Below are 24,068 nucleotides of genomic sequence, written 5' to 3' on the forward strand. Positions count from 1 at the left end.
TCGCCGAGCTTGTTCCGTATGTGTGAACGCGTTCATGATTATATCAGTGAATATACCGCGAAATTCGAGTCACTAGCTTAAATTTACTCTTAAATCGATTTGGATAAATCAATTCTCTCTTTAAAATTAAATGAACGGCCTCGATTCTCGCATTGTCATAAGGGTGCCCTTTCTTCGAATAAGAGTGGCGAATGCGATTTGTCTCCAGTACATTTTCAAAGACACTACTCGTGTACTCGCTCCCCATATCACGGTGCAGATAAGCCGGTTTTGGATATTGCCTTAATGTTTCTAACAAAATATCAGAGACAAAACGGCCATTTTGAACTGAACTTAGCTGATGCGCTAATCCTTTTCGATTTTCCGGATCATAGACCGTTCCTAGATACATGTATTGGCCACTTGGAACCCGAATATAGGTGACATCTGCCGACCAAACACCAGACTTGATCATCAAGCTGCTTAATCAAGTTCGGACCTTGTGCATACCAAACTTCAGTAACTGGCTTACGGTATTTTTTGGTCATCACTGATGGACAGTTTGCCTCTTTTAATAATTGCCATAATCGTCTTACACCAACATTAATTTCTTGTCGGTTTAAGGCGATTGTTATTCGTTTATAACCATAAACGCGATCACTGGATAGCCAGATTCCTTTGGCCATTTCTTGAATTATTTGATTCTCCTACTCGCGCTTACTAGGTACATGGTTTGCCTAGCAACTACCCTTGTAAAGAATTCTTTGGTTTTTTGTTTTTCAATTGTCGTTCAAATTAATTATAGAATCTGCCAAAAACATTGAATAATTTATTTTTTTATTGGTTTTGCCCAATATTGGAAATAATCGACACGTAACTGACCATTATAGAGCTTGCGTTTCTTCGTCGCCTTCTGTCCGTAGAATTTTTCAAAAGACACGTTAGAAGTCAAAATATACTTTGACCAATGAACAAATGACCGGTAAAGGTTCCCCATAGTCCTGTAAAGAGCTTCAGCGGCATCGAGTTCGCCCAACCGCTCCCCGTATGGTGGGTTCGCCACCAGGACGCCTTGCTCACTCTCTGGCTGCCAATCAGCCAAATCCATGGTTTCAAACGTGATGTCTTGCGATAGACCCGCGTGCTTGGCGTTTTCTCGGGCAATTCGCACCATTCGAGAATCAATATCGTAACCGTGAATGTCCAATACGGTATCATAATCGGCTTTCTCTTCTGCTTCATCGCGAATGGTGTCGGACAAGTCAGTGTCAAACCAATCCATCTTTTCGATTGCAAAAGTCCGGGTTAGACCAGGGGCCAAGTTTCGACCAATTAAGGCAGCCTCAATGGCAATTGTCCCCGAGCCACACGTTGGATCAACAAAGGGCAAGTCCTTCCGCCAATTCGTTAATAAGACCAAAGCGGCTGCAAAATTTTCTTTCAAAGGAGCCGCTCCCTTTTCGACACGATAACCACGTTTAAAGAGCGAGGGACCAGTGGTGTCTAAGGTCAACATCACTTTGTCCTTTGTAATCATCACCTCCAATTGGGCAAAAAAACCGTTTTCAGGCAGGCGCGTCCGAACATGATAGGCCTCTTGCAGTTTTTCAACAATGGCTTTTTTGGTAATGGATTGCACATCGGGAACCGAGTGCAGGATCGACTTTTGGGAACGACCAGCCACTGGGAATTCAGTATCGTAGTTCAAGTAATCCTCAACGGGCAGTGCTTTAATTCCCTGAAAGAGTTCTTCAAAAGTACGAGCCTCAAAAGAACCAATCACGATTTTTACACGGTCGGCCGTTCGCAACCAAAGGTTGGCACGCATAATGTCAGCCTGTGTTCCTTCAAAAAAAAACCGGTAATTGTCGATACGAACATCGTACCCCATGTTTTTTAATTCTTGGCCAACTACTGATTCCAAACCAGCAGCAACCGTTACCATGATTGTGTATTTCTTTTCCATTTTTTTCCTTTATAATGTAGCTATTATGAATGTTTTCGACTTCTTTTCTCTCACAACTTATTGCGATCCTAAGACACTGCTTTACGGGCAAATTGATGAAAAACGTCAGGATATCCAACCCATCACGGCCCTACGGTTTTTGGACGATGATAGTCAGGTTGGCCTTGTCCTCAGCAAAACTGGACGCCCGCTCTCTCTGGAACAAGTCCAAACCAGACTTTCCCAAGTTGGGGACAGAGCCAGCCTATTCACTGTTTTAAATGAACAAACCACCCCTGTTTTGGGTTTCCACCAGGACGAGGATGGCAAAATCGTTGTTAAATAGTCTCACAAATCATCAAATTTAAAGATTGGAACCGTCGGCTGTCTCTTTTCAGATTGGTTGCCCTTCGCCTTGGAAGATTGACCAGCATCGTACACCACACCACGACGGCGCTCCTTAGCAATTTGAACTGCCTGAGGCGACGTTAGGTTGGCTTTCTTCCAATTAATTAGGATACTCTCAATGTAGCGCAACGAGCGGGCGTTGTTAGCAATCGCTTCTTGAATGGCAAGAATCATCATGTTCGGATCAAAATGTTCGATCTCAAACCATTGATTCACCGTTTGAAGTTCCATCGGGGAAAGTTGGCGGCCAAACTCTCCCTGCAAGGTTCGAACAACTTGTCGGCGACTTTGTTGGCCAGTTGAAACAACCTGGTTATCCTGATTGACCTGCTTGCCATTGAGTAACTGATCGAAAAGCGGACTAAAATCAAAGTATTCCTGTCGATTGCCCAAATTTTGGACCGTCACCAAATCCTGTTGAACAAAACGTTGAATTCGTTTTGAAACAGCTTGTTCCGTTACCCGCATGGTTTTAGCCAGCGCAGCTAATGTTGCTTGATCCCCTTGACTTTGCAAGTGATGAATTTGCATGTAAATCACCAGGTCATCATTATCCATGCCAATATCACGGTAATGAGCCAATAGGTAGTTATAAACCGTGGTTTGCCCGGCGTTAATTAAGGTTTTGACGTTCTCTTCCATCGCACATCCCCTCATTTTCGTAGAAAAGCGCCCAAGTCGAACTTGGGCGCTTTTTAAGGCTGCATTAAGGACGCAAACGGTGCGTCATCCGTGGGAATGGAATGGCTTCACGGATGTGCTCTTCGCCCGTGACAAAGGTCACCATTCGTTCCAAACCAAGTCCAAAGCCAGAATGAGGAACAGAACCGTACTTGCGCAAATCCAAGTACCAGCTATATTCTTCTAGTCCCAGACCATCTTCTTCAATCCGTTGCTTCAAATAATCGTAGTCCGTATCACGCTCGGACCCTCCAATGATCTCACCGTACCCTTCTGGTGCCAAGAGGTCCGCTGAAATCACGACATCCTCACGCTCGGGGTGTCGCTTCATGTAGAAAGCTTTGATTGCCTTCGGGAAGTTCACGATAAAGACGGGCTTTGAAAAGTGGTTAGCCAAGAAAGTTTCTTCGGGCGAACCAAAGTCAACGCCCCATTCGACGTCAAAACCGTTGTCCTGCAAAAGCGTAATGGCGTCATCATATGAAACACGTGGGAATGGCAATTGCGTATAAGAACGCAAGAGTTCCTTATCACGGCCCAGCATGTCTAATTCTTGATCGTTTTGTTCGAGAACTTTTTCAATCAAGAAAGCCACATAACGTTCTTGTAATGCCATGGAAGCGTCTTGATCATAGAAAGCCATTTCCGGCTCAATCATCCAGAATTCAGTCAGATGCCGACGAGTCTTTGACTTTTCGGCACGGAAGGCTGGTCCGAAAGTGAAGACCTTTGAAAAGGCCATTGCTCCGGCTTCGGCGTAGAGCTGTCCTGTTTGCGACAGGTAGGCATCTTGACCAAAGTAATCGGTTTCAAATAATTCCGTCGTTCCCTCAGGAGCCGACCCCGTCAACAAAGGCGCATCCAACTTAATGAAGCCTTCCTTGTTGAAAAACTCATAGGTTGCGGCAATTAGCGTGTTCCGAATCTTCAGGGTGGCGTATGGCTTCAAGTGACGAAGGTACAGATGACGTTCATCAAAAAGGAATTCGGTACCGTGTTCCTTTGGCGTGATTGGATAGTCGTGGGACTCACCGATGATGTCAATGTGATCGACTTTCATTTCGTAACCAAAAGCCGAACGAGCATCCTCATGAATCACGCCGTATACATACATCGACGTTTCTTGCTTCAACTCTTTGGCAGTTTCAAACACTTCTTCAGAGACGTCTGCTTTTGCAACAACCCCCTGGAAGAAGCCAGAACCATCACGTAGTTGTAGGAAAACCATCTTTCCAGAACCACGCTTTTGGCGTAACCAGGCCCCGATTTTTACTCGTTGACCAACGTAGTCTGGCGCATCTTTGATTTGAATTGTCGGCATCGTTTGCTCTGTCATTTTCTTGTGGGGGCAAGCCCCTCCTCCTTCGATATTATTCCAGCCAAACATGGCTTGTCAGTGACTATTCTTGGATAAAACGCTTAATTCGTGCAATGGCCTCATCAATGGAGGCTTGGTCCTGTGCATAAGAAAGCCGCAGGTAACCTGGCATACCGAAACCCTCACCGGCCGGCAGCGCGACTTTTTCAACTTCGAGTAGCTTTTCAGCGAAAGCAGCCGAAGAATTAAGTCCGAGGCGGTCAAGAACGGGCTGATCGATTTTGATAAAGAAATAAAACGCCCCTTCAGGCTTTGCGGCGAGCGTCAAGCCATCGATGGCCTCCAGTTGATCATAGGTCCAGTTGAGTCTCTCTTGGAAAGTCAAGCGGATGGCCTCAACAACCCCTTGATCCCCGGTGACGGCCGCTTCAGCAGCTGCCTGAGCGGCGGCCGTTGGACCTGAAGTCATGTGCCCAAGCACCTTGTTCAGCTGCCGAATGATGGTTTCATCGGCCAAAGCCCAACCGATTCGCCAACCGGTCATGGAGTAGGACTTCGAAACGCCATCAACAACAATGACCTTTGAGTTCGTCAGTGCCTTCAAGGAAAGCACGGAAGTAAAGGTGGCCCCGTTGTACACCAAGCGACCGTAAATCTCATCCACAATCAAAAAGACAGCGTGCTTTTCCGTCCACTCCAGCAAGGCAAGTAGCTCTTCTCGACTGTACAAAATGCCGGATGGATTCGTTGGGTTATTCAAAATAATGAGCTTTGGAACCCGATCAAGTTCTTCCAAGGCTTCAACCGTCAACTTTCCAGTTTGAGCATCCCCAATCGCCTGGAATTCCCCCTCTGCGAGATGAACTTGTTCCGCATAAGACACCCAATAAGGCTTAGCAGACACAACTAAATCGCCAGGATTAATTAGAATCTGATTCAGCGCATAAAGGGCCATTTTAGCCCCGGTTGCAACGGTAACTTGATTAACATTGAGCGACTGACCAGTCAGCTCTTTGGTTAGTTGCGTAATACCAGTTCGAAGACCCAACGTCCCTCCAACAGGTGTGTAAAAGGAGGTTTTTCCTGACCGGATTGCTTTGATAGCCGCTTCAGCGATTGGTTCTGGGGTTTCAAAGTCAGGTTCCCCCATCCCAAGGTTAATCACCGCTTCACCAGCTGCTTTTAGCTCTTTCGCTTTCTTGGAAACGGCTAACGTAGCCGAAGGCAGAACAGCTTGTGAGCGTTTCGAAAATTCACTATCTGATAACATGTTCCCTCTAAATTCCATTGACGGCACGGTAGACCGTTCCGTTTTGATAGTCCAACGTTAGGTAATTTAAGCTACCATCCTTAGACTGATAAGAAACTTCCCAGACCAACGTGTTTTGGTATTCGGAAAGGTTAGCTGAGTAAATACGCTTTGCAGCGTACTGATCTTGCAACTTATTTTTCAAGGACTTTTTGGAAAGTCCCTTTCCATAATCAAAAACCTTCACCTGGCCGTTCTTTCCATGCATCACGGCAACTTTTTGCTTACCATCTTGTGTCCCCAACACGGCGTAAGTCGTACCATCCCGGTAGTCAACCGTTAAATCATGTAGGTTGGTTAACGATGTTTTATCTTTCACTACCCGTTGAACAGTGCTTTCAGCCTTTGCCATTGGCCGTAAAGCCATATAGGCATACAGGCCAAAGGCAGCGGCCAGTAGGATAAGAGCGGCAAGAATCACTACCACGAACTTTGACCAAGAAAACCGCTTTGGCCGGGTCATCTGAACCCGAAAATTGTCATGTCTTTCCATGCAAACCTCTTTAAAATCGCTCTACTGTTAAATATTATAGCAAAAATGCCCCACATAAGCCGGAAAATCCAAGTAAATTTCAACTATTTTTTCAAAGAAAAAAGACGGTTTCCCCGTCTTTTTACTTATTTTTTTCGTAGTACCGATACCTTGGCTACCCGACGCCCACCGTTTAATACGTGTAAGTGGTTTGCCACGGTTTGTTCCTGCTTTTGACTCAACGAAGCCATTAACAACGACTGCGTATTCTTCATCATGGCCGTCACTAAGAGAAGAAGGTCCTCTTGACTGAGCCAACGATTGGCTCGAGGCAAAACAACCACTTCTGGCAGTGGCAAACTTTGCTCATAGAGATCCTTTAGAAAGGCCGGTGTTGTCACAAGGATTGATTGTTCTTCACCCGAAGCCTGCCAGGCAGCCTTTTTCAAGGGAGCTGACAGGTCTTGACCGTAAACCATGTAATCATCACCGTACTTATTGGAAAGCTTGTAATACCAATGTTTCACGGCTGAAAAGTCATCAACCACGAAAAGAAAGTGTTTCCGATTGGATTCAAAAAGTGCCTGAATTTGCTTATCTTCGTTTCGTTCAGCGGATAGCACCGCTTTTAGTTGGCGTGTTGGCGCATCATCCGACGCATCATCATCAAAATCACTTGTTTTTATACCAGCTGGAAGTGTCGCTAAGAACTGGCGCAATTCACTAGGGTAAAAGGCCGATACCGTCACCAACTGGCTCAGTTGCTTGACAAAATACTTTTGGTAAAGGAGTGATTCATCCACTTCGAAAGTCAGGTTTTGCTGAGCCCGTTCGTCATCAATTGTCCAATAGGTCTTCTTGACGCATTCTTGATGGGCAGCTAGCCAAGCCAGTTTACTGCGCTTTTCCAAAAGATCTTCGACCCGTAATCGACAGTGAAAATCGACTTTTTTAGCCAGGTCAAGAATGGTAATGAGCCGATCTAAAATGGCCTTAGACGCCTTCAAAGCCTCTTTTTCGCTCAAATTTTGATCAATCTTTTGACATGCAACCGACCAGTTGTGCAAATTAACCTGCCAAACACCCCTTTTCTTGGCTGGCAGCTGTGCCGCTTGGTCTGCTAAACGAGCGACCTGGTCTTGGTAATAACCAAGCGTCAGAGCTAGTCCCTGACTCTCCTGAATGGCCTGCTGCAATCCAATCGGTTTCTCCAGAATAACGGCTGGTTTTTCTTTTCGCTGCTGGTCATCATTGATGGCCTTACCATAAGAAAAGAACGTTTGGTATGGAGCCAAAAGGATATCTGCTTGCTTGGCCTCCGCATAAGCCTGACGGAATACTGCCGATTCTTCGTCAGCAGCCACCTGTAGTAAATCGGGATGCGAACGAATACCCCGGGGTAACTCAGCAAAAGCCGCTGTCGGGCTCTCTGATAACCAAACCAGGACTTGAGCCTGCCACAGCATCCCCCCCTTTTCCTTTGCCTTCTTGATGGCTGAACGAAATTTTTGTTCATCCAAGTAGTCAGATGGTTGGTAAAGAGAAGCAAACCGAATGCCGACCGCTGGTAAATGGTCGGTTAATGATGCTAATAACTGCTTCTGATGATGAATTAAGGACAAATCATCAGTTAATAGCCACTTTGTCTTTCTCTTTTTAGTGAAAAGCAATGGTAAAAGATAGGCCAGCGTTTTCTTCAATTGCGGTTCAGTCTGCATAATGGCCAGCTCATGCTGATTCCCATTGATAAGACGGAAAACCCGATTCATAAAGCTATTCCGTTGCTCATCAATTTCAAGGTCGGGTCCAAAGAAGCGCTTCTTTTCTTCAACTGTTTGGGGATAAGGCAGGACATTGCCCTTTGTCCCCACTGTTTTTTTCTCAGGCTGACGGCGTCCTGCCTGCATGCTTTCTCGTACGCGAGCAACCAGTTGCCTTTTCTCAAAAGTCCCCCGGGACTTGGCAGCCATTTTAAGAAAGTCTTGGCTTTGCCGAATCAATCCCCAATCAACAGAAAGCATCGTTCGCTTCGTTTTTTCGGGTAGGCTTTGCGCTTTTTGCCATAGCGCTAACATGAGGTAGGCCGTGGCTTCGGCATCAGCGTTAGCTCGGTGTGCCTGAGTCAATGGCAAATCCAGGTAAGTAGTTAAATCCGACAGACGGTACCCAGGAGCCGTTGGGAAAAGAATTTGGGCCAATTGAACGGTGTCGATGGCCTGTAAGTCCAACTCCGGTAACCCAACACGCGCAAATTCTGCGTTCAAATAAGGCAAATCGAAGTTAACATTGTGGGCCACAAAAACCTGTCCCTGCAGCAGCGCCTGTAGGGATGGTGCTAGTTCTTCAAAGAATGGCGCGTCCTGCACGTCCGAAGGACTAATGTGGGTAAGCTGTTGAATCTTTCGGTCAATCGGTTGCGCTGGATTCACAAAAGAGTCAAAGTGTTCCACGATTTTTTTGTTTTTTACGAAAGTCATGCCAATTTGGATAATTCGGCCACCATTCTCTACGGAAGGTGACGTTGTCTCTAAATCGACAATAACAAAGGCGGCTGATTCTTTCATCAGGTCTCCTTTCACTTGTGATTTTATGCTCCTCACCCCTATAGATATCACGTAATTTAATCTGTTTTATCTAAAATGACAAAAAGCACTTTCCGTTGCCATTTTACACTACTTAGGGCGGTGCGGTACAATATGTTTAATTATTGGAGTCTTTACATATGAAAAAAAATCAAATTGGAACTGGAAAAGCACATGCCAAAGCCATTCTCATTGGCGACCACGCCGTTGTTTACAACCAACCCGCCGTGGCCATTCCCCTTCTCGATTTAGTTGTTAGCGCCAGCTTCCAACACTTAGAAAAAGGGCAAACCATTATCTTAACTGGCCGTGCACACGAACTATCAGAATTAGGTGCCGACTTGGAGGGCATTCGTCAGTTAATCGTTGCCCTGTTGAAAGATGACGACAAGGCTGATACCGGTTTCTTGCTGGAAATTGAATCAAACATTCCACAGGAACGGGGATTTGGGGCCTCGGCTGCATTGGCAACCGCTATCACGAGAGCCTTTTTTAAATGGCAAGATAAATCGTTATCGAACAAAACACTGGCCCACTATACTTCGTTAGCTGAAAACATTTCACACGGTTCCCCCTCAGGTATTGATGCGGCAACCGTTTCATCTGAAGAACCGGTTTGGTTCAAGGACCGGATTAGCGCGACTTTTGAAACAACGCTTGATGCCACATTGGTCCTGGCCGATACGGGTGTGCGAGGGCAAACCGTAAGGGCGGTTAACATTGTAAAGGAACAACTAAAACAACATTACGACGACAGTTGGGGAGCTATTCAGCATCTGGGCGAGTTGGCCTACGGGGTCAAAAAAGCGCTCCAAGAAAACGATGCCATCGCCCTCGGACAGCTCTTTACATCTGCCCACCATGACTTACAGGCCTTGCAGGTTTCCCATCCCAAACTCGATCAACTCGTTGCTGCCGCTATCGACGCAGGGGCACTCGGTGCCAAGTTGACCGGATCCGGCATCGGCGGAGCCATGATTGCCCTTGTCGAAACGGATGAAGATGCCGAAAAAGTCGTGCTGGCACTCAAAAAAGCAGGTGCCCAAGAGACCTGGATTCAACCACTCTAAATTTTTCCTAACATAATACGTCATGAACTGACCAAAGGAGTTTTCCATGACCCAACAAGCAGGAGCAACGACTGTCGCCCACACCAACATTGCCTTAATTAAATATTGGGGAAAGGCCGACCCCGTTTTGAACCTTCCCACCACATCGTCGCTTTCACTCACGTTGAAGGAATACTACACCAAGACACAGGTGGAAGAAGCTGACGTTGATTCGCTACTCATCAACGAGCTCCCTCAGGATGCAAAGCGCGTCCATGAATTTCTGAATATTTTACGAGAGGAAGTTCAAGATTTTCCACCACTTCGTGTCATTTCAACGAATAAAGTCCCCATTTCGGCCGGACTTGCCTCGTCTGCTTCTTCGTTTGCAGCCCTAACGGCAGCTGTTGCCAAGTTCAACAACTGGCAACTTTCACTCGAAGATTTATCACGTTTGGCTCGACGGGGCTCAGGATCGGCGACTCGTTCTTTTTTCCCCGACTTTGCCATCTGGGAAAAAGGTCACGATGACGCCAGTTCGTATGCAACGCATTTTGATACGCCCGATATGCCGATTGCATTGGTTGTTTGCAAGATTTCTGGTCTTGTTAAGAAGGTTTCGTCAACTGAAGGCATGCGGCGCGCCCAAACATCACCCAATTACGCTGCCTGGGTTGAGGAATCTGCTCGCCAATTAGTTGATATGGAGGATGCGTTAAAAAAAGCCGATATCAAACGGGTTGGTGAAATTGCGGAGGCAAATGCATTGGGAATGCATAACTTAAACCTAACGGCTAAGGATCAGCGTTTCACTTATTTCAATGCTCAAACCATGCAAATTTTAGACGAAGTGAAGGCCCTTCGCCAGGCCGGTTACACCGCTTACGCCACGATGGATGCCGGTCCAAACGTCAAGATTATCACGACTTTGAACGAAGCCAATGCAATCAAAGAATCCCTCGCTAAGCGTTTCCTCAAGATTCAGTTTGATATTGCGACTCCGGGTCCAGGTATTTCTTATGAATAAACATGAACGGATTCACGCACCGGGCAAGCTCTTTTTAGCTGGTGAGTACGCTGTCACAGTCCCAGGTCAACCAGCCCTCATCACCGTCATTAATCGGGGCATTACCATCGATTTTACCGTTTCAAAGTCAACGGCAAAAGGACAGATAACGCTTTCTTCGTCCGAATACCAATCGACTTTTCAGACGGATTGGGCAACAGTTTCTAACTATAATCGTCAATCCCTGCAGACTGGGTCTTGGACTTTTATTAAGGCAGCGTTAGCTGTTTTTAAGCAAGCACACCCTTCCCTTGATTTTGGAACTCTGCCAAACGTCGAGCTAGACATCAGTTCGACGATGAAAAACAGTACCGGTAAGTTAGGACTTGGTTCTTCAGCCGCAGTCACGGTGGCAATCGTGAAAGCCATGCACACTGCTTTCTTAACAACGGTCGACCCGCTGGCAGTCTTCAAAGAAGCCGCCTTTGCCCACTACCTGGTTCAGGATTCAGGTTCTCTTGGTGATATTGCAGTCTCTGCCTTTGCCGCGCTCATCTACTATCAGTCGCCAGCCTGGATAGCCTTAGAGAAAGAATGGCTGCTCACAGACTTTACCAGTCTTGATTGGCAACATCTGAAGATTGAAAAAATTAACTGGCCAAGCGGTTGGTCTTTTGCAATTATTGCCAGTTCGGAGCCCGCCTCAACCAGAAAAGCACTGGCTAACCATAACGATTTAAAGGGACTGTTGGAACCATCAAGAAAGGCGGTACAATCCGCCTTTCATTCCTTGCAAGAACAGGATTATGCTGCCTTTCGTCTAGCGCTCGCACAAAACCAATCCGCCCTAATCCAACAGCTACCTGAGGGTTACCAAACGGCCAAACTCGCTGCTTTTCTTCACATTATTGAACGACTCAATATTGCAGGAAAAATTTCAGGAGCTGGTTTCGGTGACAACGGCTTTGTCGTTGGAAATGACCAACACTCCCTCTTCCCCGTTCGAACGGCGATTCGTTTAGCGGGCCTCCATCTTATTGAATCAGATAACTAGAAAGACATTGACCATGAACCACGCCCAATCAAATCGAAAAAATGAGCACCTCTCCCTAGCAACCAAGTTTTGGCGTGAGGAGAAGAACCCAGTCATCGGGCCAACCTTTGATGATGTGCGTTGGGTACCAGGTCCTCTAAACAATCAATCCGTTGCGACGGTGGACCACTCCGTTGAACTATTCGGTCAGCACTTTGACTGGCCTTTTTATATTGAAGCCATGACGGGCGGTTCGGCTTCAACGATGCGTGTCAACGCTGATTTAGCAACCGTTGCTTCGAAAAAGAACTTGGCCATGGCCGTTGGTTCACAATCAGTGGCACTAAAAGATGCTGCCCAAGCCGCTTCCTTTCAGATTGTTCGTGAGAAACATCCAAATGGTTTCTTATTTGCCAATTTAGGTGCCGATCATCCCATTGAGAACGTGCGTGCAGCCGTGAACATGATTGAAGCCAACGCCATTGAGCTCCATGTCAATTTGGCACAAGAACTCGCCATGGCTGAGGGTGATCGGCGCTTTTACTGGCTTGATAATTTAGCATCAGTTATCGCCAAATCACCAGTGCCCGTCATTATTAAAGAAGTCGGTTTTGGAATGGGACCTGATTTAATTAAACAGTTAGCAGCTTTAAAGCCCGCAGCCATTAACATTGGCGGTGCTAACGGAACATCCTTTGCTAAAATTGAACAAGCACGCGACCGTCAAAATGAGAATCCCATCGATTTTTCTGCCTTTGGATTGTCAACGGTCGAATCGCTTTTGGCTGCTGAAAAAAGCGAAGCAAAGACGCCAATAATTGCAACGGGCGGGATCCAATCGGCAAAAAATGTCACCATTTCACTCATGCTTGGCGCTTCCTTAACATCATCGGCTGGCTACTTCCTAAAAACGTTAATGGCCGATGGTCCAGCAGGATTGGAAGCAGAAATCAGTCTTTGGCAGCAACAACTGCCCCTCTACATGACACTTCTTGGTGCCCAAAGGGTTGAAAACTTAGTTCAAGCAAAACGTCTCTACTCCCCTAATTTAACAAACAGTTTAAAACAATTATAAAAAAGCCTGCAGAAAATATTCTGCAAGCTTTTTTTAGTAACACTTCACTTTAATAGACAACTTCTTTGTTAAGGTACTCATCAGTATCATCCCAGTATGAGACAGAATCCTTCACACCGGTCTCTTCTGAGCCCTTGTGCCAAGCAAAATCCTCGTGCCAAATTGAATGCTTTTCCTTATTCATGGCTTGAATTTGCGCCATTTCCTCATCCGTTAAGGTAAAGTCATCAATTTGTGCATTGGCCACAATGCGTTCTTCGTGAGCTGACTTTGGAATGGTAATGGCTCCCATCTGATAATCAAAACGAAGAATCGTCTGAGCTGTTGTCTTACCATGCTTATCAGCGATTGCCTTAATCGTTGCATCGTTTAAGGCTTCACCACCACCGAGTGGTCCCCAGGCTTCCATCGCGATGCCAAGTCCATTCATCTTGTTAAAGAGGTGTTTCTCTTGGACCAGTGGGTTAAATTCCATTTGGTTAACTTGAGGCATCAACCGGTTCAAGTTTTGAATGTCTTGCAAATTGGCTTCATCAAAGTTTGAAACACCAATCGCACGAACCTTGCCTTCATGATAGAGCTTTTCAAGGGCAGTCCAAGTGTCCAAGTACTTACCTTCAACTGGCCAGTGAATGAGCAACAGGTCAACGTACGTTAGGCGAAGACGCTTCAGCTGCTCATCAAAGTTTCGCAGGGTAGATAGGTAACCCTGATCACCATTGAAAATCTTTGTCGTGACGAACAAATCCTTACGGTTCAAATGGTTATCGACCAAGGCTTTCTGAATACCGTAACCAACACCCGCTTCGTTACCGTACTGCTTGGCGGTATCAATCATGCGATAACCATGTTTAATTGCCGCTTGAACAGATTCTGCCGCTTCCTTATTGGAAGACTTCCAGACACCGAGACCAAAGACCGGCATCTCAACACCGTTTGCCAAAGTCGTCCGTTCTTGCAAAATTGTTTCTGCCATGAATTGCCTCCTTTATTTCTTCACCACCATTGTAGAACACTGGGTCCACTTTTTTCAAACCCAATTTAGAAAAAGTCACAACAGTTTAACCTTTTCCGCCATTATTCTGGTCACCATCAGCCTTGGCAACTTTTTCACTTTCAGATTTTTCTTGCGCAGCCTTATCCTTTGTATCTGACTGAGAAGTGGGCTGATTGACCCGCACTTCAGAATGAACCTGGGCACTCTGCTGTCCGAGAACAAAGGCACCAACTACGACGACAACTAGTGCAATAAACAGCCCGACAATATAATACTGGCGCTTTCTTGAAAAATGTTCTTTTAGAAACTGCATGAGCAAACCCTCCTATAAGGTTAGAATAGTCCTAAAGAGGCTACCGGTCAAGCATAATGGGTAGACAAATCATTCGATAGCCGCCTTTAAGCCGGTCTAAATTGGCTTTTCTGCCTTATAATAAAAAAAGCCCTCTCATTTTGAGAGGACCCTAATCTAGGTTAAATGCAGCATTCATAACCAATAAATAAGAATAGGAAACTTATTTTTCTTTCTTATTCTCTTTGCTAAACATCATCGTAGCCATTGCAGAAACGAGCATAAGGAAACCGACAAGGCTTGTCCAAGTACTTGAGAGTACTTTGGCAGCCTTTGGTAATGCTGCACTGTCATTTTCGACCTTTTTCTGTTCGGGCAAATTCGTTTGTTGAACAGTGCGCTTCTCACTTTTCACGGAGTCATTAATGGCCTTTGGCTCTTTAATATCAACAGTGATTGTTTGGGCACCAGCAGTAACAGCTCCGCTAATTCCGTCAACGTCAGCCGTCTTATCAATAGTGGCATTGGCTGCTCTTGCATCCTGATTGACTTTGGCAAGAGCGTCGGCTTTCTGCTCAGACGTCAAGTTCTTCATACTGTTAATCTGATCCTTCGCCTTCTTTGTTGCTTCGGCAATGGATTGATGAGCCGTTGTCTTTGTGTCGTTCAAGATGTTTGCGTCGCCAGCAGCTCCAGCCTGGTTGGCATCATCAGAATTAGCCGAATTGTCAACGGTCTCCTTTGCCTGATTAGCATCGCTCTTAACCTTATCGATTGCTTGCTGTTTTTGTTCTGACGTTAAATCAGGCATCTTGTTAATTTTTTCAATCGCCTTGGCAGCATTGTTATCGATACTGTTTTTAACGTCTTCTTTCACATCCGAATGAATGCTTGTTTGACCATCTGCCATCTTTTGGTTCACGCCATTTGCATCCCCAGCAGTATCAATGTTCTTCTTAGCTGTGTCAGCGTCAGAATCGATTTTAGCCTTAGCGGCTGACTTTTGTGCTGTCGTTAGGTTGGATAGACCGTCGACTTTGTTCTTAGCATCAGTAGCTGCCTGGTCGATACCGGCCTTAGCTGCGTTTTTAGCACCATTTGTGCTATTAGTAGCTATTTCGGCTTGAGAATCCTTATTGATGGCAGCAATACCGTCATTTTTGGCCTTGTTAACGCCGTTTGCATCGGTGGCGTTGTCAACGTTCTTCTTGGCAGCGTCGGCATCAGCGTCAATCTTAGCCTTAGCAGCTGACTTTTGCTCTGGCGTTAGGTTGGATAATCCATCAATCTTGTTCTTGGCATCGGTAGCGGCTTGATCGATGTCGGAGGTAGCAGCGTTCTTGTCACCATTTGAATTGTTAATAGCTGTATCTGTCTTAATTTCTTTGTTAATGGCATCGATACCATCGTTCTTTGCCTTGTTAACGCCGTCTGCGTCGGTCGCATTATCAATGTTCTTCTTGGCAGCGTCAGCATCGGAGTCAATCTTGGCCTTAGCAGCTGACTTTTGCTCTGGCGTTATATTGGACAAACCATCAATCTTATTCTTGGCATCAGTAGCAGCTTGGTCGATATCCGACTTGGCACCGGCTTTGGCATTATCCAAAGTGGCAGCAGTCACATCGTTGTTAATGTTGCTGTTACCTTCTGTAGCTGCCTTATTGACATCATCACTATCCTTGGCGTTGTCAACGTTCTTCTTGGCAGCTTCGGCATCCGCATCAATCTTGGCCTTAGCAGCTGATTTTTGTTCTGGTGTTAAATTGGACAAACCATCAATCTTGTTCTTTGCATCCGTTGCTGCTTGGTCAATACCAGCCTTAGCAGCGTTTTTAGCACCATTCGTATTATCGGTATCCGTGTTGGCTTGAGAATCATTATTGATGGCATCGATACCATCGCTCTTTGCCTTGTTAACGCCGTTTGCGTCGGTGGCGTTGTCAATGTTCTTCTTGGCAGCGTCGGCATCCGCGTCAATCTTGGCTTTGGCTGCGGACTTTTGCTCTGGCGTTAGGTTGGATAATCCATCAATCTTAGCCTTAGCATCCGTTGCTGCTTGGTCGATGTCAGACTTTGCCCCGGCTTTGGCATTATCCAAAGTCGCAGCGTTCACATCGTTATCGATGCTGTTGTTGGCATCACTCTTTGCCTTATTAACAGTATCTGTATCCGTAGCGTTGTCCACGTTCTTCTTGGCAGCATCTGCATCAGCATCAATCTTCGCCTTGGCTGCGGATTTTTGCTCTGGCGTTAGGTTGGATAAGCCATCTATCTTAGCCTTAGCATCCGTTGCTGCTTGATCGATACCGTCCTTAGCAGTGTTTTTGGCACCATTCGCATCATTAACATCCGTATCTGTCTTAATTTCTTTGTTAATGGCATCGATACCATCGCTCTTTGCCTTGTTAACGCCGTCCGCATCCGTGGCGTTGTCAACGTTCTTCTTAGCGGCAGCGGCGTCAGCGTCAATCTTAGCTTTAGCATCTGATTTCTGTTCTGGTGTTAAGTTAGACAAACCATCAATCTTGTTCTTGGCATCGGTCGCTGCTTGGTCGATGTCCGACTTCGCCCCAGCTTTTTCATTATCCAAAGTGGCAGCGTTCACATCATTATTGACACTGTTGTTACCATCACTCTTTGCTTTATTAACGCCGTCTGCATCAGTCGCGTTATCCACGTTCTTCATAGCGGCAGCAGCGTCAGCGTCAATCATAGCCTTAGCAGCTGACTTCTGTTCTGGCGTTAGATTGGACAAACCATCAATCTTGTTCTTGGCATCGGTCGCTGCTTGGTCGATGTCCGACTTCGCCCCGGCTTTATCATTATCCAAAGTCGCAGCGTTCACATCGTTATTGATGCTGTTATTGGCATCACTCTTTGCCTTATTAACAGTATCTGTATCCGTAGCGTTATCCACGTTCTTCTTGGCAGCGTCGGCATCGGCGTCAATCTTGGCTTTGGCTGCGGATTTCTGTTCTGGTGTTAAGTTGGACAAACCGTCAATCTTGTTCTTGGCATCGGTAGCAGCTTGGTCGATACTTAACTTCGCAGCGTTTTTGGCACCATTCGCGTCATTAACATCCGTATCTGTCTTAATTTCTTTGTTAATGGCATCGATACCATCACTCTTTGCCTTGTTAACACCGTCTGCATCCGTAGCATTATCCACGTTCTTCTTGGCAGCGTCGGCATCCGCATCAATCTTAGCCTTAGCAGCTGACTTTTGCTCTGGCGTTAGGTTGGATAAGCCATCAATCTTGTTCTTCGCATCCGTTGCTGCTTGGTCGATGTCCGACTTTGCCCCGGCTTTATCATTATCCAAAGTCGCAGCGTTCACATCATTATCGATGCTGTTGTTACCATCACTCTTTGCTTTGTTGATAGCATCTGTGTCAGTGGCGTTATCCACGTTCTTCTTGGCAGCGTCGGCATCGGCGTCAATCTTAGCCTTAGCAGCTGACTTTTGCTCTGGCGTTAGGTTAGATAAGCCATCAATCTTGTTCTTTGCATCAGTAGCGACTTGGTCGATGTCTGACTTGGCACCGGCTTTATCATTATCCAAAGTCGCAGCGTTCACATCGTTATCGATGTTGTCATTACCATCGCTCTTTGCTTTGTTGATAGCATCTGTATCCGTGGCGTTATCCACGTTCTTCTTGGCAGCGTCGGCGTCCGCATCAATCTTGGCCTTAGCGGCTGACTTTTGTTCGGGTGTTAGGTTGGACAAACCATCAATCTTGGACTTAGCATCAGTAGCAGCTTGGTCAATACTTGATTTCGCATTCGCCTTAGCCTCTCCCTGACCGGCGGCATTGTCAGCATCCTTTTTAATCGCTGCTTGTCCTGCCGTTTTGGCAGCATCGATTCCCTTACTGTCCACTGCGTTATCAATATTTGTTTTGGCACTTGTAGCGTCTTGATCAACCTTATTTTCAGCATTTGTCTTGTCTGCGTCAGAAAGGTCAGACATGGAAGCAATTCGTTTTTTAGCATCGGTTACTGACTGATCGATGGCTGACTTAGCTGTCGCCTTTTCTGCGGCATTATCAGCTTCATTATTGATGGTAGTGATGCCATCGTTTTTTGCCTTGGTAATGGCATCACTATCCGTTGCGTTGTCGATGTTATTGTTAGCGTTTGTAACATCTGCATCAATCTTTGCTTTTGCTTCATTTTTCTGGTCTGAGGTTAAACCAGCTGTGCCATCAATTTTATTCTTTGCAGTGGTGGCAGCTTGTTTCACAGCATCTTTTGCGTCATTTTTTACACTAACTAAACCGGCTGCAGTAGCATCAGCACTATTCACACTATTATCAATGTTATTCATATCAGTAACAAAATCATTGTCAGTGCTTTCGCCATTGATTTTATCGTGGAAGGTATTCTTTTGATTTTGTGTCAAATTAGTTTTTTTATCAACGTTAACATTTGAATTTTTCTTCATTTGTGCAAGCAACGCATCGTTAAACTTTTGTCCAAAGTCGTCATAGCCCAGCGTGCGCACCGTTGAAAAAATTGGGTGGTATCCCGTTGTTCCCGTATCAGAAGAGAACATTCCCGTCACTTTATCGCTTTGCGTAATCTTAACAGGGTCAATGACCAAGGACATCTTTGACGTTCCACCAACGGTCGATCCAGCGTTAAAACTGTTACTATACACATTGTTAGTAAAATTCAAATCCGCGTGACTACCTGAGGCTGCGGTAAAACTAGGCGTACTCTTGATTTTTGATGTCATTGACTGTGAAAAAGCCAGATCAAAATAAGACGAACGAGATGACCCGTTCGTTGCTAAGATAGGCACCTTAAAAGTCAAGGACATGGTGTACTTGTTAGTACTTGCGTCATAAGTCAACGAATCAAACGTAAAACTCGTATCATTCTTCAAACTTGTGATTTCGTTCGCTGTCTTACCAGTCTGCCAAGTGGCTTGCTTCGCTTCGGGAACAGAGGTTGATTGAGGGGTTTCCTTATAATGCTTGAAATAATTCGCATTCTGCCCGAACCAGTATGGCCTTGTTCCATCATCCGCTGATGCTTTAATTGCTGGTGCATAACCAGGAAGACTGATGCCATTAATCGAACTAACGGCGCCAACTCCAATGGTTAATGTAACAATTCCTGCAAACAACCAGTTTTTGCCGGATTTATACATTTTGATATGCTCTTTGACATTTTTATCTTTTAAATACTTCATCGATGATCTCCCTTCACCTCTGCTGAATAACAAGTTACCATTGCTCGTTAGTATGATTGCCAGTAACAGTCCTAAAAAATTGCTTCACTATCGAACTCAACCCAGCTTTTTGTATCACACTTTTGAATCAATCATCTCGCAGTATAACGCATAAAATTGCCATTTTTGAAAAATGAAACATTAAAATTACAAAAAAGTAATCGGAATGAAATATAAACCCATTTTTTTATTAAAAAAACAAAAATAACTAAAATTAATACAAAAAGACTGTCCCTTTTTGCAAAGAGACAGTCTTTGATTTTATTTCAATAGTTAGAAATTCTATTCCCACTCGACCGTTGCAGGTGGCTTAGCCGTAATGTCGTAGACGACGCGGTTGATGTGGTCCACTTCGTTTACGATACGTGAGGAAACCTTTTGCAAAAGATCCCATGGCAGACGGGCAAAGTCGGCCGTCATGCCATCGATTGATGTAATGGCACGAATGGCAATCGTGTACTCGTAAGTACGGAAATCACCCATGACCCCAACGGACTTGTTGTTTGTTAGGACCGTAAAGTACTGCCAAACATCGTTTTCAAGACCAGCCTTCGCAATTTCATCACGAAGAATCCAGTCGGATTCACGGACGATTTCTAGGCGATCTTCAGTGATGGCCCCCATCACACGAATACCCAAACCAGGGCCTGGGAATGGCTGACGCCAAACGAGTTCGTGGTCCATGTTGAGCTGCTCCCCAAGTTCACGAACTTCGTCCTTGAAGAGCGTGTTCAGCGGTTCAATCAACTTGAATTGCATGTCTTCTGGCAAGCCACCCACGTTGTGGTGGGACTTGATTGTCTGGGCCGTGTCCGTTCCAGACTCGATGACGTCGGTGTAAAGCGTTCCCTGGGCTAGGTAATCGATGCCCTTCAACTTGGTTGCTTCATCGTTGAACACTTCGATAAACTCATTACCGATAATCTTACGCTTTTGTTCAGGATCTGTCACGCCATCAAGCTTGGACAAGAAGCGGTCCTGAGCGTCTACCTTGATAATGTTCAAACCGAACTTACCACCAAGCATGTGCATCACTTGGTCAGCTTCGTTTTTACGAAGCAAGCCATGGTCAACAAAGATACAAGTTAACTGGTCGCCAATGGCTTTTTGCAACAAAACACCAACAACGGAGGAGTCAACACCACCTGAGAGACCAAGGAGGACTTTCTTATCGCCCACTTCGGCACGAATCTTTTCAATTTGTTCATCAATGAATTTGGCCATTGACCATGTTGGCTTGGCCCCAGACACATCCATCACGAAGTTTTTAATAATTTCCTTACCATGCTCTGACAAAGTCGTTTCCGAGTGGAATTGGACCCCGTAGATACCTGCTTCATCGTTGGCAATCGCAGCGATCGGCGTTTTTTCTGAGGCAGCAGCCACCTTGAAGCCATCTGGCAACTTCGTCACGTTGTCTGAATGAGACATCAAAACGATTTGCTTTTCGGGCGTGCCGGCAAAGAGCTTGGACGGTGCGGTCAAAGTAATTTCTGTCTGACCGAATTCCCCGTTTCCAGGGTTCGCTTCGACTTTACCACCCAGGTGCCAGGCAATTAACTGCATTCCGTAACAGACACCAAGGATCGGAATCCCTAATTCAAAAATTTCGGGATCAATGGTAAAGGCGTCATCATCATAAACGGACTTAGGACCACCCGAAAGGATAATTCCCTTTGGATTGTATTCTTTAATCTCCTCAACCGTCATCTTGTTCGACTTCAGTTCAGAATAAACACCGAGTTCACGAACACGGCGAGTAATGAGTTGGTTGTACTGAGAACCGTAATCCAGCACTAAGATTTTGTCATTTGAAATGGCCATCGTTACTTTCTTTCCTGTTCAACGTAGTTCGGTGCTTTTTTCGTAATTTCAACATCGTGAGGGTGTGATTCTTTCAATCCATTGTCAGTGATTTGAACAAACTGAGCGTTTGCCTTCAATTCCGAAACGTCATGAGAACCGGTATACCCCATTCCAGCTCGCAAGCCACCATCAATTTGGAAGATGGCGTCGGCTGGCACTTCTTCTTTGACCAAATAATCAGAAACCATCACGGCATCCGCACCCGCAGCAATGGCTTTTACGACGTCACCTGAGTAATGAATACCACCTTGAGCGATGACCGCTGTCTTCGTATCAGCCAAAGCCTCGGCCAAAGTCATGACCGTTGTCAAGAATGGGTAGTGCGCATCATCAGGCCATGCTGAATCGTTTGCTCGACCAGCGATGATACCATCTGCACCGGCTTCGGCCATTTTCTTGGCAATCGCTGGGTCTTCAACAGCACCAACAATCAGTGTTTTACCAGCAAGTAGCTTCTTAGCCGTTTTAATATCAACCAACACGGATTCATCAAACGCTTCTGGCAAATACAAGACAACGGCATCGGCATCACTATCTGCCAAAGCAGAGATGCGGTCAATGTGATCCCCTGCCAACCAAACTTCAGCCGCCAAGTTCTTCACTTCTTTATTAGCCCGGATATCTTCGATAGCAGCAACTTGGTCACTAACAAATTCCATGGCAGTGACAATACCCAAACCACCGGATTGACTCATGGCCGTTGCTACTTCAACGACTTTGTTATCCGTCAAGTCACTGGCCAACAGTGGATTCGTTAACTTCATTTGGCCAATTGTTGTATCAAGGTTAACCTTGTGTGGCAAAACATTCGAGGCAGCTGGTACCAACAACGTCTCATCATAACCGAGACCATGCTGCTTAAGATCCGCAGCGCCCTTGACGAGCGCTTCTTGATAATCATAAGTTTTCGTTGTTTTATGAATGGATGACGCATGGGCAATGGCTTCTTGAACGGTATGAACACCCATCTTAGCAAAGCCGGCTACCAAGTGACTCAAAATTGGTTGCAAGACGTCCTTGAGTTCTCCCTTGTAGGCAACTCGAGCCTCAATCCCTTCTGGCACCATCTTCTTCGCTTCGTTCACTTCTCCTTGGAAGTAGCGATCTTTCGAACCATTTTCCATGGCTGCGATTGAACCCATACCACGGTAGAACTTGAATTGCTGGCCATTTTCCTCAAAGACCTCACCCGGCGTTTCCTTAGTACCAGAAAACATCGAACCGAGCATAACGGCATTACCACCCATTGTGATGGCTTTCAAAATATCGTCTGGCGTTTTTGCACCACCATCAGCGATAATTGTCTTACCACGCCGCTTTGCTTCCTTGGCAGCATCGCGAATGGCCGATAACTGTGGTACTCCGATTCCGGCCACCACACGTGTTGTACAAATTGAACCAGGTCCGATTCCGATTTTAACAACGTCGGCTCCAGCATCGTAAAGAGCAGCAGCACCGGATTCCGTTGCAATGTTACCAGCAATAATGTTCAACTTTGGAAAGGCGGCACGAACCTCAGAGACCTTTCTCAAAACACCCTCAGAGTGTCCATGAGCAGAATCCAAAATAATGGCATCGACACCAGCATCAACCATGGCCTTTGCACGGTCAACCGTATCGTTCGTCACTCCAACAGCACCCGCTACTAACAGGCGCCCCTTGTCATCAACGGCAGCCGACGGTGTCTTCGTTAAATCAACCGGTGTCTGCTTCACTTTAGCCACTTCTTCGGCCTGTGCCGCAATTGTCATGTTCTTATGGATGACGCCAAGACCACCAAATTGCGCGATGGCAACGGCAAACTTTGCCTCAGTCACTGTATCCATGGCTGCAGACAAAAGCGGGATGTTCAGCTTCAACGAATCAGTCAAAGCAGTTTGCAGTGACACTTCAGCGGGCTGAATCGCCTGGGAATTGTCATCAGACATTGCCATGTCATCAAAAGTCAGGCCCATTGGCACAAACTTATCTTTAATTTGAAATGCTGCCATGATTCTCCTTCATTATTTTACGGTTTTCGCAAAAAAAGGCACACTGCAAACCTTGCTCCAGATCCGCAGAATGCCACTCAAAAAGCGTACATTCACGGATAGTCACGACTTTTGGGGCGCGGTAGAGACTGCTGGCCATTTTCCAGCGATATATCTGTAAAATTTCTTAATTTATTTCCTTAATTATACAAAATAAGGGGCTCTTACGCAAGCTGGCCTCCTTCTCTAAAAAGACAAACCCCTTGCCTTTATTCTCATTTTGTTTTAATATTCTAGTAACCCATCACTTTGTGTCCAATGGAGATCATTCATGATTGAATTCACCACAAAAGTAGGAAGAGTCCAAGTGCTCCCCATCCAAACAAAATATGCGGCGGCCATTTACCAAAAAATTGCTGAAGGCCGAGAGGAAATTGGCCGTTTTTTGCCCTGGGCAAAGGGATTGACCCTTCGCGATGAGAAGGATTTCCTGTATCAGGAAAAAAATCGGACTTACCGAAAACATCCCCTTGTTTTTACCATGACTGTCAATAGCCAGCCGGTTGGTATGATTGATTTACACGAACTTGACGAACAGAAAAAAACAGCCGAGCTTGGCTACTGGCTCGCCGTCGATTACCAACGACAGGGAATTACCAGTCAAGCAACAAAGAGTATCCTTCATTACGCATACAAAACGCTGGGTCTAGAAAAAGTTCGGGTCTGTATTCACCCAAAGAACGTTGCCAGTCAGCGAGTGGCGACCCATAATCACTTTCAAGTAATCGGACAGAAAAAAGAGCTAACCTGCTTTGAACATCCAGGCCCTTCCTTTCTGTAAATAAAAATA

18 protein-coding genes, 2 pseudogenes and 1 riboswitch are annotated in these 24,068 nt (G+C 45.7%); of the genes and pseudogenes, 6 read left to right on the forward strand and 14 right to left on the reverse strand.

The window, feature by feature from the left end; translation table 11 throughout:
• Positions 1–43: 43 nt before the first annotated feature.
• The 3 genes from ACSYSL_RS02435 to ACSYSL_RS02445 form a co-directional block, all read right to left on the reverse strand.
• On the reverse strand, positions 44–454 hold the full coding sequence (locus tag ACSYSL_RS02435) for a transposase (RefSeq protein ID WP_491708960.1): 411 nt from the start codon (positions 452–454) through the stop codon (positions 44–46).
• Complete coding sequence (locus ACSYSL_RS02440; RefSeq protein ID WP_491709089.1) at positions 369–677, reverse strand: IS3 family transposase; 309 nt, start codon at positions 675–677, stop codon at positions 369–371. Before ACSYSL_RS02440 ends, ACSYSL_RS02435 begins: the two co-directional genes overlap by 86 nt.
• A 131-nt stretch (positions 678–808) precedes the next feature.
• Positions 809–1,945, reverse strand: coding sequence for a THUMP domain-containing class I SAM-dependent RNA methyltransferase (locus tag ACSYSL_RS02445; RefSeq protein WP_491708961.1), 1,137 nt, complete (start codon positions 1,943–1,945; stop codon positions 809–811).
• Between ACSYSL_RS02445 and ACSYSL_RS02450 the strand changes: the two genes are divergently transcribed.
• Positions 1,923–2,270 carry a hypothetical protein gene (locus ACSYSL_RS02450; protein ID WP_491708962.1) on the forward strand — a complete coding sequence of 116 codons (348 nt, stop codon included), beginning with the start codon at positions 1,923–1,925 and terminating at the stop codon, positions 2,268–2,270. The two genes, ACSYSL_RS02445 and ACSYSL_RS02450, sit on opposite strands and share 23 nt — an antisense overlap.
• A 2-nt stretch (positions 2,271–2,272) precedes the next feature.
• Here the strand turns inward: ACSYSL_RS02450 and ACSYSL_RS02455 are convergent, their stop codons facing one another.
• The 5 genes from ACSYSL_RS02455 to ACSYSL_RS02475 all read right to left on the reverse strand — a co-directional run bounded on the left by ACSYSL_RS02455 (position 2,273) and on the right by ACSYSL_RS02475 (position 8,676).
• The gene (locus ACSYSL_RS02455; protein ID WP_338349733.1) at positions 2,273–2,974 is read right to left on the reverse strand and encodes a DnaD domain protein; all 702 of its coding nucleotides are present in this window, start codon (positions 2,972–2,974) and stop codon (positions 2,273–2,275) included.
• Positions 2,975–3,038: 64 nt separating this feature from the next.
• Positions 3,039–4,349, reverse strand: coding sequence for an asparagine--tRNA ligase (gene asnS / locus ACSYSL_RS02460; protein ID WP_338342091.1), 1,311 nt, complete (start codon positions 4,347–4,349; stop codon positions 3,039–3,041).
• 64 nt (positions 4,350–4,413) lie between these two features.
• Positions 4,414–5,601 carry a pyridoxal phosphate-dependent aminotransferase gene (locus tag ACSYSL_RS02465; RefSeq protein ID WP_187753371.1) on the reverse strand — a complete coding sequence of 396 codons (1,188 nt, stop codon included), beginning with the start codon at positions 5,599–5,601 and terminating at the stop codon, positions 4,414–4,416.
• Between the two features lie 7 nt (positions 5,602–5,608).
• A complete protein-coding gene (locus ACSYSL_RS02470) occupies positions 5,609–6,133 on the reverse strand; it encodes a hypothetical protein (protein WP_187753372.1) in 525 nt (174 codons plus the stop codon).
• Positions 6,134–6,258: 125 nt separating this feature from the next.
• Positions 6,259–8,676 (reverse strand): exonuclease domain-containing protein, encoded by a 2,418-nt coding sequence (locus tag ACSYSL_RS02475; protein WP_491708963.1) that lies wholly within the window; start codon positions 8,674–8,676, stop codon positions 6,259–6,261.
• 158 nt (positions 8,677–8,834) lie between these two features.
• Between ACSYSL_RS02475 and mvk the strand changes: the two genes are divergently transcribed.
• From mvk to fni, 4 genes are read left to right on the forward strand one after another with little or no spacing between them, the layout of a single operon-like run.
• A complete protein-coding gene (gene mvk, locus ACSYSL_RS02480; RefSeq protein ID WP_491708964.1) occupies positions 8,835–9,764 on the forward strand; it encodes a mevalonate kinase in 930 nt (309 codons plus the stop codon).
• Positions 9,765–9,810: 46 nt separating this feature from the next.
• The gene (mvaD, locus tag ACSYSL_RS02485) at positions 9,811–10,770 is read left to right on the forward strand and encodes a diphosphomevalonate decarboxylase (protein WP_491708965.1); all 960 of its coding nucleotides are present in this window, start codon (positions 9,811–9,813) and stop codon (positions 10,768–10,770) included.
• Entirely contained in the window at positions 10,763–11,803 is a 1,041-nt protein-coding gene (locus ACSYSL_RS02490) for a mevalonate kinase family protein (protein ID WP_491708966.1), read from the forward strand. Before mvaD ends, ACSYSL_RS02490 begins: the two co-directional genes overlap by 8 nt.
• 13 nt (positions 11,804–11,816) lie before the next feature.
• The gene (fni, locus tag ACSYSL_RS02495) at positions 11,817–12,857 is read left to right on the forward strand and encodes a type 2 isopentenyl-diphosphate Delta-isomerase (protein ID WP_491708967.1); all 1,041 of its coding nucleotides are present in this window, start codon (positions 11,817–11,819) and stop codon (positions 12,855–12,857) included.
• Between the two features lie 49 nt (positions 12,858–12,906).
• Here fni and ACSYSL_RS02500 read toward each other — a convergent pair whose 3' ends face one another.
• The 6 genes and pseudogenes from ACSYSL_RS02500 to guaB all read right to left on the reverse strand — a co-directional run.
• The gene (locus tag ACSYSL_RS02500) at positions 12,907–13,833 is read right to left on the reverse strand and encodes an aldo/keto reductase (protein ID WP_491708968.1); all 927 of its coding nucleotides are present in this window, start codon (positions 13,831–13,833) and stop codon (positions 12,907–12,909) included.
• Between the two features lie 85 nt (positions 13,834–13,918).
• On the reverse strand, positions 13,919–14,167 hold the full coding sequence (locus ACSYSL_RS02505) for a hypothetical protein (RefSeq protein ID WP_491708969.1): 249 nt from the start codon (positions 14,165–14,167) through the stop codon (positions 13,919–13,921).
• A gap of 202 nt (positions 14,168–14,369) precedes the next feature.
• Entirely contained in the window at positions 14,370–19,343 is a 4,974-nt protein-coding gene (locus ACSYSL_RS02510; RefSeq protein WP_491708970.1) for a DUF1542 domain-containing protein, read from the reverse strand.
• A gap of 321 nt (positions 19,344–19,664) precedes the next feature.
• Positions 19,665–21,206 (reverse strand): glutamine-hydrolyzing GMP synthase, encoded by a 1,542-nt coding sequence (gene guaA / locus ACSYSL_RS02515; RefSeq protein WP_010690494.1) that lies wholly within the window; start codon positions 21,204–21,206, stop codon positions 19,665–19,667.
• Positions 21,207–21,208: 2 nt separating this feature from the next.
• Positions 21,209–22,087, reverse strand: a pseudogene (locus tag ACSYSL_RS02520) (IMP dehydrogenase); the annotation flags it as partial.
• Between the two features lie 36 nt (positions 22,088–22,123).
• Positions 22,124–23,239, reverse strand: a pseudogene (gene guaB, locus ACSYSL_RS02525) (IMP dehydrogenase); the annotation flags it as partial.
• Positions 23,240–23,318: 79 nt separating this feature from the next.
• A riboswitch (purine riboswitch) is annotated at positions 23,319–23,415 on the reverse strand.
• Between the two features lie 134 nt (positions 23,416–23,549).
• On the opposite strand from guaB, the gene ACSYSL_RS02530 reads away from it, so the two are divergent.
• The gene (locus tag ACSYSL_RS02530; RefSeq protein ID WP_010690491.1) at positions 23,550–24,059 is read left to right on the forward strand and encodes a GNAT family N-acetyltransferase; all 510 of its coding nucleotides are present in this window, start codon (positions 23,550–23,552) and stop codon (positions 24,057–24,059) included.
• Positions 24,060–24,068 lie beyond the last annotated feature (9 nt).

Source organism: Fructobacillus sp. ESL1129 (assembly GCF_058507945.1).